The 14582-nt window shown below is 65.3% G+C and carries 11 protein-coding genes; 9 read left to right on the forward strand and 2 right to left on the reverse strand.

Translation table 11 applies throughout. The features are described 5' to 3' along the window. Positions 1-179 precede the first annotated feature (179 nt). The 9 genes from NMQ16_RS16525 to NMQ16_RS16565 all read left to right on the forward strand — a co-directional run bounded on the left by NMQ16_RS16525 (position 180) and on the right by NMQ16_RS16565 (position 11092). The gene (locus tag NMQ16_RS16525; protein WP_257082007.1) at positions 180-419 is read left to right on the forward strand and encodes a hypothetical protein; all 240 of its coding nucleotides are present in this window, start codon (positions 180-182) and stop codon (positions 417-419) included. Further along, positions 412-1512 (forward strand): efflux RND transporter periplasmic adaptor subunit, encoded by a 1101-nt coding sequence (locus tag NMQ16_RS16530; protein WP_257082009.1) that lies wholly within the window; start codon positions 412-414, stop codon positions 1510-1512. The genes NMQ16_RS16525 and NMQ16_RS16530 overlap by 8 nt, the downstream gene beginning before the upstream one ends. A 12-nt stretch (positions 1513-1524) precedes the next feature. Next, positions 1525-4581, forward strand: coding sequence for an efflux RND transporter permease subunit (locus NMQ16_RS16535; RefSeq protein WP_257082011.1), 3057 nt, complete (start codon positions 1525-1527; stop codon positions 4579-4581). Then, a complete protein-coding gene (locus tag NMQ16_RS16540; RefSeq protein ID WP_257082013.1) occupies positions 4578-5996 on the forward strand; it encodes an efflux transporter outer membrane subunit in 1419 nt (472 codons plus the stop codon). Before NMQ16_RS16535 ends, NMQ16_RS16540 begins: the two co-directional genes overlap by 4 nt. A 216-nt stretch (positions 5997-6212) precedes the next feature. After that, on the forward strand, positions 6213-6833 hold the full coding sequence (gmk, locus tag NMQ16_RS16545) for a guanylate kinase (RefSeq protein WP_257082015.1): 621 nt from the start codon (positions 6213-6215) through the stop codon (positions 6831-6833). Positions 6834-6835: 2 nt separating this feature from the next. Continuing rightward, positions 6836-7042 (forward strand): DNA-directed RNA polymerase subunit omega, encoded by a 207-nt coding sequence (rpoZ, locus tag NMQ16_RS16550; protein WP_257082018.1) that lies wholly within the window; start codon positions 6836-6838, stop codon positions 7040-7042. A 55-nt stretch (positions 7043-7097) separates the two neighbouring features. Continuing rightward, positions 7098-9359, forward strand: coding sequence for a bifunctional (p)ppGpp synthetase/guanosine-3',5'-bis(diphosphate) 3'-pyrophosphohydrolase (locus tag NMQ16_RS16555; RefSeq protein WP_257082020.1), 2262 nt, complete (start codon positions 7098-7100; stop codon positions 9357-9359). A 28-nt stretch (positions 9360-9387) separates the two neighbouring features. Then, complete coding sequence (locus NMQ16_RS16560; RefSeq protein WP_257082025.1) at positions 9388-9594, forward strand: DUF3460 family protein; 207 nt, start codon at positions 9388-9390, stop codon at positions 9592-9594. 43 nt (positions 9595-9637) lie between these two features. After that, entirely contained in the window at positions 9638-11092 is a 1455-nt protein-coding gene (locus tag NMQ16_RS16565; protein WP_257082026.1) for an exonuclease domain-containing protein, read from the forward strand. Positions 11093-11105: 13 nt separating this feature from the next. Here the strand turns inward: NMQ16_RS16565 and NMQ16_RS16570 are convergent, their stop codons facing one another. After that, positions 11106-13529 (reverse strand): EAL domain-containing protein, encoded by a 2424-nt coding sequence (locus NMQ16_RS16570; RefSeq protein WP_257082027.1) that lies wholly within the window; start codon positions 13527-13529, stop codon positions 11106-11108. Further along, entirely contained in the window at positions 13526-14551 is a 1026-nt protein-coding gene (locus NMQ16_RS16575) for a sensor histidine kinase (protein ID WP_257082028.1), read from the reverse strand. Before NMQ16_RS16575 ends, NMQ16_RS16570 begins: the two co-directional genes overlap by 4 nt. Positions 14552-14582 lie beyond the last annotated feature (31 nt).

Consider the following 14582-nt stretch of genomic DNA (forward strand, 5'->3'; position numbering starts at 1 on the left):
CGGCGCGGCGACCGGCCCATTTCGGGCGGCTCACGTTGCGCGCTCACCGGGTGGCACGTGGCCCCGGTGCAGTCGGCCCATTTTGGGCCGACTTCTATTGTGCGGCGATGCCGATTCGCTAGGATCGGGTGATCGGGTGGTTGCCCCACACACGTCACGGCTGTGTACCGGAGGTTTTCATGAAGATCATATTGACCGGCCTCCACGAGGACGCCGACATGGAGAAGCTGCGCGAGCGCATGTCGCATTTCGGTCCGGTGATCGATATTCAGGCCGTCCGCGACGGTGATCCCGACAAGCCCTGGTTCATCGTCAACATGGACGTCGATGTTGCGGAAGCGACCAAGGTCGCACGGCGCATCGACGGCATCTACTACAACGACCGCTTCCTGCACGCGCGCGTCATGTTTCATGGCTGATCGCCGTTGCCCGGAAGCTGTTGCGGCGCGCGTCGAAGTCAGCCTGTTGCCGGGCGTATTGTCATTTGCGGTGCTGTTGCTGACCGGTTGCGCAAAGCCTGAAACGTCGCCGGTCGCGGCGGACATCGTGCGTCCGGCGCTCATTCGCGAGGTGGGTACGGCAGACAACGGCGCGAAGCTGCGCTTTCCCGGCCGGGTGCGCGCGGAGCGACGTGCCGAGCTGTCGTTCAGCGTGCCCGGCTTCGTGACCGAATTCGCATTGAACGAGGGTAGCCGGGTCAAGGCGGGGCAGATCGTCGCGCGTCTGGACGACGGGGTGTTCAAGGCCCAGCTGAATGCCGCGCAGTCCGAGTTCGAGCGCGCGAAGACCGATCTCGAACGCTACCAGCGGCTGTGGGAATCCGAGCTCGCCGTCGCCCGCTCGGAAGTGGACGACCGGCGCGCCCGGCTCGAAGTGGCGCGTACCCAGCTCGCCACCGCGCAGCAGAATCTGGACGACGCGGTGATCAGGGCACCGTTCGACGGTGTGGTCACGCGCAGGCGGCTGGAAACGTTCGCCAATGTGCAGGCCAATCAGCCGATCGCCGATCTGCAGGACCTGCGCGCGCTGGAGATCGTGATCAATGTGCCGGAACGCATCGTGCGCAACGAATACGCCCAGGATGTCGGTCAGGCAGTGTTCGAGGGGCAGGGCGCACTTTCGGTGCCGCTCCGCCTGAAGTCCTATGCGGCCGAGGCGGACCCCCAGACGCAGACCTACGAAATCGTGCTCGCCCTCGGTTCGCCGCCGGCCGGACTGAAACTGCTGCCGGGCATGTCGGCGACCGTGGTGCCCTTTGCCGGTAACGTGAAGTCGGCCGACGTACCGCTGGTCGTGCCGCTCACGGCCATCGCCACCGACGCGACGGCCGACCGGTTCGTCTGGATCGTCGGCGCCGGCGGACAGGTCGCGCGTCGTGCCGTGCGGACCGCAGACATTCGCGGCAGCGATATCGTGATCACGTCCGGTCTCGAACCCGGCGAGCGCATCGTGGTCGCCGGCGTGAGCGCGCTGCGCGAGGACATGAAGGTGCGCCCGCTCGATGAACGCTGAGTCGGGCGCGCGATGAATCCCGCCGAGTACACGCTGCGCAATGCGGTCATCGCATGGGTCGTGACGGTCCTGGTGCTGATCGGTGGCTACCTGTCCTATGAGCGCCTTGGCCGCTTCGAGGATCCGGAGTTCGTGATCCGTCAGGCCGTCGTCGTCACCGCTTATCCGGGCGCCTCGCCGGCGCAGGTGGCCGAAGAGGTCACTGATCTGATCGAGGGCGCCGTGCAGCAGATGCAGGAGGTGGAGGAGGTCATTTCGGTGTCCCGTGCCGGCGAATCGCTGGTCAAGGTCGAAGCGAAGCTGGCCTTTTCGCATTCGCAGGCCGAACTCGACCAGGTGTGGGACAAGCTGCGCAGCAAGATTTCCTCGGTGTCCCGTTCCCTGCCGCCGGGCGCAGCCCAACCGGTGGTGAATGGCGACTTCGGTGACGTTTTCGCGCTCTTCTATGCCGTGACCGGGGACGGCTACACGCCTCGCCAGCTTTATGACTACGCCGACTTCCTGCGTCGCGAACTGGTGCTGGTGCCGGGCGTTGCGAAAGTCGCGCTGCTGGGCGAACGCCCGGAGGCGATCTTCGTCGAGATATCCCGCGCTCGCGCCGCACAGCTCGGCGTGCCGCTTGAAAAAGTGCACGCGACGCTGCGGGCGCAGAACGTGATCAATCCGGCGGGCAACGTGCTCGCCGGCGATCTGCGGCTGCAGATCAATCCCGATGCGACGGTCGAGTCGGTGGACGCGCTGAAGAATCTGGTGGTCGCCGGTGATTCGTCGAGCGGCCTCGTGCGCCTGCTGGACATCGCCGACATACGGCGCGAGTACCTCACGCCCCCCGCGGCGCTCGTGCGCCATGAAGGTCAGCCAGCCATCGGGCTGGGTGTATCCAACGTCCTGGGCGGCAACGTGGTCGAGATGGGTGACGCGGTGAAACGTCGGCTGGCCGGGCTGGAAAATCAGCGTCCGGTCGGCATGGAGCTCAGCGCGATATCGATCCAGTCGGACTCGGTGCGCGCCGCGGTGGATGGCTTCGTTGCGAATCTGGTTGCTGCCGTGGCCATCGTCGTTGTCGTACTGCTGTTCTTCATGGGTGTGCGCAGCGGTCTGATCATCGGCGCGATACTGGTTCTGACCGTGGCTGGCACGCTGATCGCCATGCTGCTGGACGGGATCGCGATGCAGCGGATTTCGCTCGGTGCGCTGATCATCGCGCTCGGCATGCTGGTCGACAACGCCATCGTGGTCACCGACGGCATCCTGGTGCGCATGCAGCGGGGCGAAGCTGCGCGTCCGGCCGCGACGGCCGTCGTGAAGGCGACCGTCTGGCCGCTGCTCGGCGGCACCGTGGTCGGCATCCTCGCCTTCAGCGCCATCGGCCTGTCGCCGACCGACATGGGCGAATACGCCGGTTCGCTGTTCTGGGTGATCCTGTACTCGATGATGCTGTCGTGGTTGTTCGCCATCACGCTGACTCCGCTGTTCTGCGTCGCCCTGCTCAAGGTGACCGATCAGCCCGTCCCGGTTCGTGACGGTCGCGTCATGACGGCCTATCGGCGGCTGCTGCGCACGGCGCTCGCGTACCGGCGCACCAGCGGTGCGCTGCTTGTCGCACTGCTGGCGGCTGGTGTCGTCGCCTTCGGGTTCGTGCCGCCGGGCTTCATGCCGGACTCCGCCCGGCCGCAGTTCGTCGTTGACCTCTACCTGCCCCAGGGCACCGATATCGACGCCACGGCACGCGTGGTCGCCGAGGTCGAGCGGAAGGTGAAGGCAAGGCCGGGGGTGAGTCGGGTGACCAGTTTCATCGGGCGGGGCGGGCTGCGCTTCATGCTCACCTACAGCCCGGAAGACCCCAATCCGGCTTACGGCCAGGTGCTGGTCGACGTCGAACGCTTCGAGGACATCGCAGGACTGATCGCGGCGCTTCAGCCGGAACTGGGGCAGGCGTTCCCCCACGTCGACGTCAAGGTGTGGAAGTTCATGCTGGGCCGCGGCGGCGGCAAGAAGATCGAAGCCGCCTTCCGCGGCCCGGATCCGCAAGTGCTGCGTGGTCTGGCCGACGAGGCGAAGGCCGTCATGGCGAAAGACCCGGAAGCGCTGGCGATCCAGGACGACTGGCGTCAGCAGGTGCCGGTGGTGGCGCCGCGCTTTTCGGTCGAAGCCGCGCAACGCGCTGGCGTGCTGCCGTCCGACATCGCCGGCGCGCTGGAACACAACTATGTCGGTCAGCAGATCGGTGTGTACCGCGAGCGCGAAAAACTCATTCCGATCGTCGCCCGCGCCCCGGCTGCGGAGCGCGAAGGCGTGGAGGATCTGCGCAGCGTGCAGGTGTTCAGCCCGACGGCGGGGCGCTTCGTACCGGTCGAACAGTTCATCGAAGGCACGGAGACGCGCTGGGAAAACGCCATCATCCGGCGCGAGAACCGTTTCCCGATGATCAAGGCGCAGTGCGATCCGCCGGCGGGGCAGTTGTCGGCGCCGCTGTTCGAGCGCCTGCGGCCGCAGATCGAGGCGATTGCTCTGCCGCCTGGCTATGCGCTCGAGTGGCACGGCGAGCACAAGGCTTCGACCGAAGCGAACGAGGGCCTTGCCACGGCGGCGCCCTATGGTTTCGTCGCCATGGTGCTGGCCGTCATCGTCATGTTCAATGCGTTCCGCCAGACGGCGGTCATCTGGCTCACCGTGCCGCTGGCTGTGCTTGGCGTGGCGGTCGGGCTGCTGCTGTTCCAGGCGCCGTTCGAATTCATGGCCATCCTCGGTTTCCTGAGTCTCACCGGGATGCTGATCAAGAACGCCATCGTGCTCGTGGATCAGATCGATACCGAAATCCGGGACGGCAAGCCGCGCCATCAGGCCGTGCTCGATGCGTCCGCAAGCCGCGCCAGACCGGTCTTCCTCGGTGCGGCGACCACCGTGCTGGGCGTGGCGCCACTGCTGGTCGACCCCTTCTTCCGCAGCATGGCCGTGACCATCATGTTCGGCCTGATCTTCGCGACGCTGCTGACCCTCGTGGTGGTACCGCTGCTGTACGCCGCGTTCTTCGGCATACACGCCGACGAAGGCGGGCACGAAGCATGAGGGCGGGCGCCGCACGGGTTCTCGGGCTCGTCGCGTGGACGCTGGTGCTGGCGGCCTGCCAACCGGCGTCCCATGTGCGGCCCGAGCCGGTGGTTCCCGCGCACTGGCCGCAGCACCCGGGCATTGCGCAACCTTCATCAGGCGGCGCCGTCAGCCTCGCCGCCCAGCCGTGGGCGCAGGTGTTCCCGGTGCCGGAATTGAGCGCGCTGGTCGATGAAGCGCTCGCGGGCAGCAGCGACCTGCGCATTGCGGTCGAACGCATCGATCTGGCGCGGGCCCAGTTCGGCTTGCAGCGTTCGGCGCAGTTTCCGTCGATCGGCATCGGTGCGTCAGCGGTGCGCGAGCGGATGCCCGGCGTGCATCCGCGCAACAATCGGATCGGTGAGTACGGGGCCTTGTCACTGACGATGCCGGCGTGGGAAATCGACCTGTGGGGCAAGCTTGCCGACCGCAGCGAAGCTGCGCGGCGCCAGCTGCTGGCCACTGACGCGGCGTCGCAGGTCGTGCGCATCAGCCTGGTGGCACAGGTATCGGCGCTCTACCTTGACCTGCTGGATCTCGATAATCAGCTCGAAATCAGTCGGCGCACGCTGGACACGCGGCGCCACGCGCTGCGCCTGACCCGCGCACGTTTCGACGAGGGCATTTCGTCCATCATCGACGTGCGTCAGGCCGAGTCCCTGCTTGCGGTGTCCGAGGAGGCGATTGCCGATCAGCACAGACGCCGCGCCCAGTCGGAGAATGCACTTTCCGTGCTGATCGGACGCAATCCGGGGCCGGTCGCGCGCAGCGTGCGGCTCGAGCACCTGATGTTGCCCGTCGATGTCACGGCGGGCCTGCCGTCCGAACTGCTCGTGCGCCGCCCCGACATCCTGGCGGCCGAAGAAAGCCTGCGCAGCGCCAGCGCCAGCGTTGACGCCGCGCGCAAGGCGTTCCTGCCCAGCCTGTCATTGACCACGATGCTCGGCTTTGCCAGTCCCGAGCTCGGGCAGTTGTTCGACAGCGGCCGCTTTGCGTGGTCGATTCAGCCCGCCGTCGGCTTGCCGCTGTTCACGGCGGGCGGGCTGCAGGCCGGTGTAGACCAGGCTGAGGCCCAGCAACGCATTCTGGTCGAGCAATACAAGGCCACCGTGCGCCAGGCCTTCCGCGAAGTCAGCGACGCGCTGGTCGCCTTCGAACAGCGGAAACTGCAGCAGGAGGCGACGCAGCGCGTCGTGCTGGCTGACCGCGAACGACTGCGGGTGGCCAATGTGCGCTATCTGTCGGGTATCACCAGCTACTTCGAGGTGCTCGACGCCGAACGTCAGTCGTTCGACAGCGAACTGGCGCTGTCGCAGGCGCTGCGGGCGACCCATCAGGCTGTCGTGCAGCTTTACCTTGCGCTGGGCGGCGGCTGGTCCCGGCCGGCCGGCTGAAAAAGTCCCCACTCCGCACGGCCTGCGACGGCCATCCACGCTTCATTCCGCATCGGCGGGCCATGCCTATCCTGCCTGATCGCTGTTCCGGGGCCCTTTCAGGACGTCAGGCCTGCGGTCGCAAGTAGAATCCGTAACATTCCATTGACGCTTCTTGTCTCATCAGCACGCCCACGGCACCATCCCGAAGACCCCGTACACCAAACATCACTGAATATGGCAACACGCGGCCTGCTTTTCATCGTCAGTGCGCCTTCGGGCGCCGGCAAGACCACCCTGGTGCGCGGTCTGCTTGAACGCGACCCCCGGATACAGCTGTCGATCTCGCACACGACGCGCGCTGCGCGCGCGGGTGAGGTCGACGGCGTGGCCTATCATTTCGTGTCCGCGGCTGTTTTCGACGCCATGCGCACGGCGGGCGACTTTCTCGAGTGGGCCCAGGTTCACGGCAATTGCTATGGAACGTCGCGCCGCTGGCTCGACGAACAGCTGTCGGCAGGCCGTGACGTACTGCTGGAAATCGACTGGCAGGGCGCGCAGCAGGTGCGCACGCTGTTTCCCGACGCGGTCGGCATCTTCATCCTGCCGCCGTCGCTGGACGCGCTGTCCGCGCGGCTGAACGGACGCGGGCAGGACGCCGCCGACGTCATCGAGCGGCGACTGGCCGCGGCGCGCGACGAGATACGTCATCTTCACGAATTCGATTTCGTTATAATCAATGACATACTGAGTCAAGCTCAAGCTGAGTTGGCGACTGTCGTGCAGGCCGCGCGCCTGCTGACGACCAGCCAGATGGCGCGGCATCCTGAAACATTCAAATCACTGGGCATCGACTGAACATGGCACGCATCACTGTTGAAGACTGTCTCAAGCGCATCCCCAACCGATTCCAGCTGACGCTGGCGGCGACCGTACGTGCGCGTCAGCTCGCTGCCGGCAGCACGCCGCAGGTCGAAGCCGAGAACGACAAACCCACCGTGGTGGCGCTGCGCGAGATCGCCGCCGGCAAGTACGGCGTCGAAATCCTGAACCGGGGTCAGGTCTGATGCGACCGGGCCTCAGGCACTGAACTGAACCATGCGGCCGGTGGACGACATACTCATGCCCACCCCGGTCAAGCAGCCTTCGCCTGAAGCACCCGTTGTCGCGCTCGGTCTGGCTGACAACGATCCCCATGCGGGCAATCCCGCCGGTCCCCACGGCGGCGACTTCGATCGCCTGATCGTGTCGGTTTCCGCCTATCTGCGGGACGAGGACGTGCAGCGCGTGCGCGATGCCTACGCGCTGTCCGCAAGCGCTCACGCAGGCCAGTTCCGGATGAGCGGCGAGCCTTACGTGTCGCATCCGGTCGCAGTGGCGGAAATCCTCGCCGGCTGGCAACTCGACAGCCAGGCGCTGTGTGCGGCGCTGCTGCACGACGTGATGGAAGATACCGACATCACGAAGGAAGAGATCGCCGAACGTTTCGGCAAGGTGGTCGCCGAACTGGTCGATGGCGTGTCGAAACTCGACAAGATCGAGTTCCAGTCGAAGGAAGACGCGCAGGCGGAAAACTTCCGCAAGATGTTGATGGCGATGGCGCGCGACGTGCGCGTCATCCTGATCAAGCTGGCGGACCGTACGCACAACATGCGCACGCTCGGCAGCGTGCGGCAGGACAAGCAGCGGCGCATCGCGCGCGAAACGCTCGAAATTCACGCCCCGATCGCCAACCGCCTCGGCCTGCATGCGGTGTATCGCGAACTGCAGGATCTGGCCTTCCGGGCCATGTACCCGCTGCGCTACCGGGTGCTGGACCGAGCGATGAAGGCGGCGCGCGGCAACCGACGCGAAGTGGTCGGCAAGATCACCGATGCGATCCGTACCCGCCTGCCCGAGCGCGGGCTGGAAGCCGACGTGTTCGGTCGCGAGAAGAGCCTTTATTCGATCTTCCGCAAGATGCGCGACAAACATCTGACGTTTTCGCAGGTGCTCGACATCTACGGCTTTCGCGTGGTTGTGCCGGACGTGGCTGCCTGTTATCTGACGCTGGGCGCGCTGCACGCGCTGTACAAGCCGGTGCCGGGCAAGTTCAAGGACTACATCGCGATCCCGAAGGCCAACGGCTACCAGTCGCTGCACACGACGCTGATCGGCCCGTTCGGCACGCCGGTCGAAGTTCAGATCCGCACCTCCGAAATGCACCAGATCGCGCAGAACGGCGTCGCGTCGCACTGGCTGTACAAGGACAGCGAACAGTCGCTGGATGACCTGCAGGCCAATACGCACCGCTGGCTGCAGTCACTGCTCGAACTGCAGAGTTCGGCACCGGATTCGGCCGAATTCCTCGAGCACGTCAAGATCGACCTGTTTCCGGGCGAGGTCTACGTGTTCACACCCAAGGGCAAGATCATGTCGCTGCCGCGCGGTGCGACGGCGGTCGACTTCGCCTACGCGGTGCATACCGATGTCGGCCACTGCTGCGTGGCCTGTCGCATCAATCACGAGCTGATGCCGCTGCGGAGCGAACTGAACAGTGGCGATCAGGTGGACATCATCACGGCGACACACCCCAATCCGAATCCGGCCTGGCTGGGGTATGTGAAGACCGGCAAGGCACGTGCGCAGATCCGCCACTTCCTGAAGAACATGCAGGTCGAGGAATCGGCCCAGCTCGGCGAGCGGCTGCTGACCCAGGCGCTGCGCCAGTTCGGCGTCACGCCGGACGAAATCAGCGATGTGTCGTGGTCACACTGGCTTGAAACGGCGGACATCCGCAACCGCAAGGACGCACTCGCCGACATCGGCCAGGGCAAGAGCTCGGCCACCTTCGTCGCCCGCAGCCTGCTCGAGTTGCAGACGGCGCGCGAGGCCGGCAGTGGGATCGAGGTGCCCGAGAGCGCGTTGCTGATCCGCGGTTCGGAAGGCATGGCGGTGCAGATTGCGCGCTGCTGTCAGCCGATACCGGGCGACCCCATCGTCGGCCAGATGCGCAAGGGATCCGGCCTGATGATCCATGCGCACGACTGCCCGACGCTTCGGCGCAACCGCAAGGAAGGCGACCAGTGGGTCGATGTGGAGTGGGAGCGCGACACCAGTCGGGTGTTCGAAGTCGGCATCCGCGTCGTGTCGGCGAATCGTCCGGGCGTGCTGGCCAAGGTGGCGTTCGAGATCGCGGAATGCGGCGCTAACATCCAGAATGTCGGAATGGAAGAAGACGGCAGCCTTTACACGCAGATTCATTTCACGCTGCAGGTGAGCGATCGCGTGCATCTGGCGCGCATCATGAAGGGTTTGCGACGCGTACCGGAAGTGGTGCGCATCAACAGGGTGCGTGCCGGCAGTGAAAAGGCTGACGAAGGCCGCAGGGGTGCGCAGCAGTAGTCATCGAATTTTCTGTATGGAGTCTGAAGTGGCTGATTACGAATCGGATCACACGCGTTTCATGCGTGAATACCTGGAAAAGAATCCGGAGCAGGTTGAAGAGCAGCGCAAGGGGCGCGCGCTGTGGTGGGACAAGCCGCAGGACCTCGAAAGCCAGCGCCGCTTCAACGAAGCCGGGGTGCCGCAGAAGGCCTACCCGTATCAGGCCGACCTGACGCCGGGCGATTCACACTGAATCCGGCGCCGGATCAGTCGCAGCACAAGGTCGCGTTCGTACGATGAGCCTGCTCGATACGCCACTGGCCGTCGTCGATCTGGAAACGACAGGCGGCGATCCGGCGCTTGATCGCATCACCGAGGTCGGCATCGTGCTGGTGGACGGGGACCGTCGCGTCGAATGGTCCAGCCTGGTCAATCCGGGCATCCCGATTCCAGGCAACATCCAGAATTTCACCGGCATCACCGACGACATGGTGCGCCGCGCCCCGAGCTTTGCCGACATCGCGCAGCAGGTGTCAGCGCTGCTGCGTGACCGTCTGTTCGTGGCCCACAACGCACGCTTCGACCACGGCTTCCTGCGCAACGAGTTCGCCCGTCTGTCGCTGTCCTTCGCGCCGCGCGTGCTGTGTTCGGTCAAGCTGTCGCGCGCGCTGTACCCCGGGCATCCGCGTCATGGGCTGGATGCCGTGATGGAGCGACTCGGGCTGCACTGCGATGCGCGTCACCGCGCACTGGGCGATGCCCGGGTGGTGTGTGACGTGCTCGACATCGTGAAGCGCGACTTTCCGGTCGTGCAGATCGATACGGCAATCCGCAAGGCCGGGCTCGCCGCCTCGCCGGTGCCCGGCGTCGCACCAGGCGCCGTGGGAGACCCGCCGGAGGCGCCGGGTGTGTATCTGTTTTATGGCGCACCTGCAGCGCCTGGCGATGCTGCAGACCTGTTGCCGGCAGCCGCTGAAACCCCGCTTTTTGTCGGGCGCAGCCGCAATCTGCGTGCGCGTGTGCTGTCCCACTTCAGCGGTCCGCAGAAGGCGGGTCAGGCGGCACGGCTTGCGCGCGAGACGCAGCGCGTCGAATGGACCGAGACAGCCGGCGAGCTGGGCGCATTGCTGCTCGAAGCGAAGCTCGTGAAACAGTTGCAGCCACCTTACAACAAGCCGCCGCGCGCGGCCGGTCCGGCTGTTGCGCTGCACGTGCGCGGGGGGCCGGGCAACGCGGTCGCCGCCGGAGAGGCGGCGCTGGTCGTGGTCGATCTTGACCGCGTCGCGCCGCAGCAGCTGAGCGGTCTGTATGGTCCGTTCCGCTCGCGCCGCGACTGCATGGCGGCGTTGCGCGAAATGGCGACAGCGTGGCAGCTGTGCCCGAAGCGCATCGGCCTGCAGGGGCACGAAAGACGCACTGCCGCCTGTGTGAACGTGCAGATCAAGCGCTGCCGCGGCGTCTGCTGCGGGCGCGAGGATGTGCGGCAGCACGATCTGCGGATGATGAGTGCACTGGACGGGCTGCGGGTGCCGGACTGGCCCTGGCCGGGCCGGGTGGTGGTACGCGAACGACGGCCCAGCGCACTGCGTGGCGATCGCCACTGGCTGTCCCACTGGTGCTACCTGGGCAGCGCAGCTGAAGAAGCGAATGCCTTGCCCGCAGGTGTCGTCGCGCGTTTCGACTACGACCACTACCGAATCCTGCGACGCCACCTTGATACGCTGCCGGTCGAGGCAGTCGAGCCGGCATAAGGTGAAGCTGCGCTCAGTGCCGTCCGGCGAGCAACCGGCGCAGTGAGTCGAGCGGCATCGGCCGCGCAAACAGGAAGCCCTGTCCTTCGGCGCAGCCGAGACTGCCTAGCAGTTCGGCCTGGGCATCCAGCTCTATTCCTTCGGCAATGGTGATCATGCGCAGCGATCTGCCCAGCGTGAGCATGGCATCGATCATGGCGCGTGCATCGTCGCTTTCGGTGAGGTCGATGATGAAGGAACGGTCTATCTTTATGCGGTCGATCGGCAAGCCGCGCAGCACGCTGAGCGACGAATAGCCGGTGCCGAAATCGTCGATGCTGATGGATACGCCAAGCCGCTTCAGAGCATCGAGTATGCCGGCACTGCGTTCAATGACCTGCAGCGTGGATTCGGTGATTTCCAGCTCCAGCGATGCGGCGGGGAAGCCGGTTTCGACCAGGACTTTGAGTACCTGGCCGACGAAGTCGTCGCGCAGGAACTGGCGTACCGACACATTCACCGCCAGCCGCATCTGCTGGCCCTCGCTGTCCGCGAGTCCGACGATGTCGTGGCAGGCGCGGCGCAGCACCCACAGCCCCATCGCCTCGATGATGCCGCTTTCCTCCGCCACCGGCACGAAGCGTGACGGCGACACCATGCCCCATTCCGGATGCGGCCAGCGCACCAGCGCTTCGACTCCGACGATGTGACGGTCGCTCAGACGCAGCTGCGGCTGGTAGTGCACCTGCAGCGCATCGGCATCGATTGCGCGTCGCAAGCCCTGCTCCATCTGCATGCGCTCGTGCGTGCGCTCCGACATGTCTTCGGAAAAGAACTGGAAGCGATTGCGACCCTGTGACTTGGCCGAATACATCGCGATGTCGGCTGCGCGCATCAGTACGTTGCGGTCACTCCCGTGGTCAGGAAATATCGCGATGCCTATGCTGGCCGAAATGCGGATCTGCTCCTCTCCGAGGTCGAACGGAGCACTCAGCGCGTTGAGCAGTTTGAGCGCGAGGCGGGATGCCTCGTCCGGCAGGGCGCTTCCGGCCAGCACGACGAACTCGTCCCCGCCGAGACGGGCCAGCGTATCGCTGCGGCGCAATGCAGTGCGCAGGCGCTGTGCCACGGTGCGCAGAAGCTGATCACCGACGGCATGGCCCAGCGTGTCATTCACCACCTTGAAGCTGTCCAGATCGAGAAACAGCAGAATGCAGCGCTGCTGCAGCCGACGTGCCTGTTCGATCGCCTGTTCGAAACGGTCGTCGAACAGCAGCCGGTTGGGCAGATTGGTCAGCGCGTCGTGATGTGCCAGATGGTTCAGCTTGGCTTCGATCTGGTGGATGGCCGTGAAGTCCGATAACGCCGTGACGAAGTGGGTGACTTCGCCGCTCTCACTGCGTACCGCACTGATGCTCTCCCACGCTGGAAAGCTGTCGCCGGAGGCGCGGCGGCACTGCACCTCGCCTTGCCAGTAGCCGCTGCCGGCGGAGGCAACCAGTGCGCCGTAGAAGGCGTCGTCATGGCCGGTGCCCAGTACCCGCTCGAGGTTGAGCGCGATCGCGTCACATTCCGCGTGGCCGGTAATGCGGGTGAAGGCCGAATTCACCGCAGCGATGCGCCGCTGCAGGTCGCAGATGGCGATGGCCTCCGCGGAGTTGTGGAACACCACGCTGGACTGGCGCAGCGCTGCTTCGTCGAGACGTCGCTGGGTCACATCCTGCAGGATGCCGACGATGCGCCGTTCGCTGTGCGACTCGCCGTACGCGCGGGCATGCGCCTCGAGGCTGCGAGATTCCCCATTGCCGGCGGTGCGGAACCCGATGCGCACGGCGTCGCCGCGTTCCAGTGCCGAGTTCAGCGTTTCAGTAATGCGCGTCCGGTCGTCCGGATCGACCCGCGACAGAAAGATGTCCCAGTTTTCGTCCAGCGGCACAGGCCGGTCGCCGAACAGGCCGCGCAGGTGGCCATCGCCGTGCAGTCGCATCGAGTCGCCCTGCCACTCCAGCACGCCAAGCGAGGCGGCGTCCAGCGCAAGCTTGAACAGCTGTTCGCTGCGTTCGACGTTCGCCTCGACTTCACGACGCACCAGCGCCATCTGTATCGTTGCGTGCAGCTCACGCGCCTCGCATGGCTTGACCAGATAGCCGAAAGGCCGGCAGTCCATCGCCCGCTTTAGCGTGTCGTCCTCGGCGTAGGCAGTCAGGAACACCACCGGTACCTTGAGTCGAGCCTGCATCTGCAATGCGGCATCGATGCCGTCGAGCGCACCGTCAAGATGGATGTCCATCAGCACCAGATCGGGGGCTACGTCGACGACCCGGTCGACGGCCTGTTCGCCGCTGGCGAGCACGGCGCCGACCCGGTATCCGAATGACTGCAGCTGGTTTTTCAGATCGAAGGCGATGACCCGTTCGTCCTCGACCAGCATCAGATTGATCGGGAGCGGAGCGTTCATGGCGTGCCTCGATTGGGCAGGGCTGCCGGGAAGGTGATGCGGTAATGGGCACCGCTCCCGGGCAGTATCTGCAGTTCGCCGTGCAACTGGTCTATCAGCAGGGGGACCAGCTGAAGCCCAAGCGACTTGACCGCGTCGAAATCGAAATCCGCCGGCAGGCCGATTCCGTCGTCGCGCACGGCGAGTGTCAGCCGCTGGTCGTTGCCGGACAAAGTGATGGTGATGTCGCCGCGGCGTTGCTCCGGAAAGGCGTGCTTGAAGGCATTGGTGACCAGTTCGTTGACCATCAGCCCGCAGGGGATCGCGCGTTCCAGATCCAGGTACACCGGCTGTGCCGGTCGTTCGAGCTGCAGTTCGACACCATTCGAGCCGCTGCGATAGGTACCGCGCAACAGCTGGGCCAGGCGGTCGAGGTAGTCGCCGAGATCCATGCGCGAGAAATCCTTGCGCTCGTACAGCAGCTGGTGGGTCAGCGCCATTGCGCGAACGCGGTTCTGGCTTTCGTTCAGGATGTCGCGCACGCGCGGATCGTCTGCATTGTTGGCCTGCAGGTTCAGCAGGCTGGTGATGACCTGGAGATTGTTCTTGACCCGGTGATGAACCTCGTTGAGCAGCACCGTCTTCTCGAGCAGGGCTTGTTCCAGCACCTGCTGCGCGCGGCGTCGTTCGGTGATGTCGACGATCGAGGCCAGCACCATGACACCGTTGCCGGTGTCCATCGGATTGAGGCCGATCTCGACCGGGAATTCGCTGCCGTCGGCGCGGCAGGCGAACAGGTCACGGCCACCACCCATCGGTCGTGGGCTGGGTGACGAAAGGAAACTGTGGCGGAAGTCGGCGTGATGCGCACGCGTGGCGAAGGGCACCAGCATGTCAACAGAGCGACCGATCAGTTCAGCGCGCGGATAGCCGAACAGCCTTTCCGTCTGTTCATTGACCAGTACCATCATGCCGTGGTCATCGACCAGTACCATGGCGCTCGGGGCGTACTCGACGACGCGCCGGAATGCGTCGTCACTCATTTGCGGCATTGCCGCATTCTCGCGCCCGGGT

The organism is Methyloversatilis sp. XJ19-49 (assembly GCF_024580145.1).
Taxonomy (GTDB): Bacteria; Pseudomonadota; Gammaproteobacteria; order Burkholderiales; family Rhodocyclaceae; genus Methyloversatilis.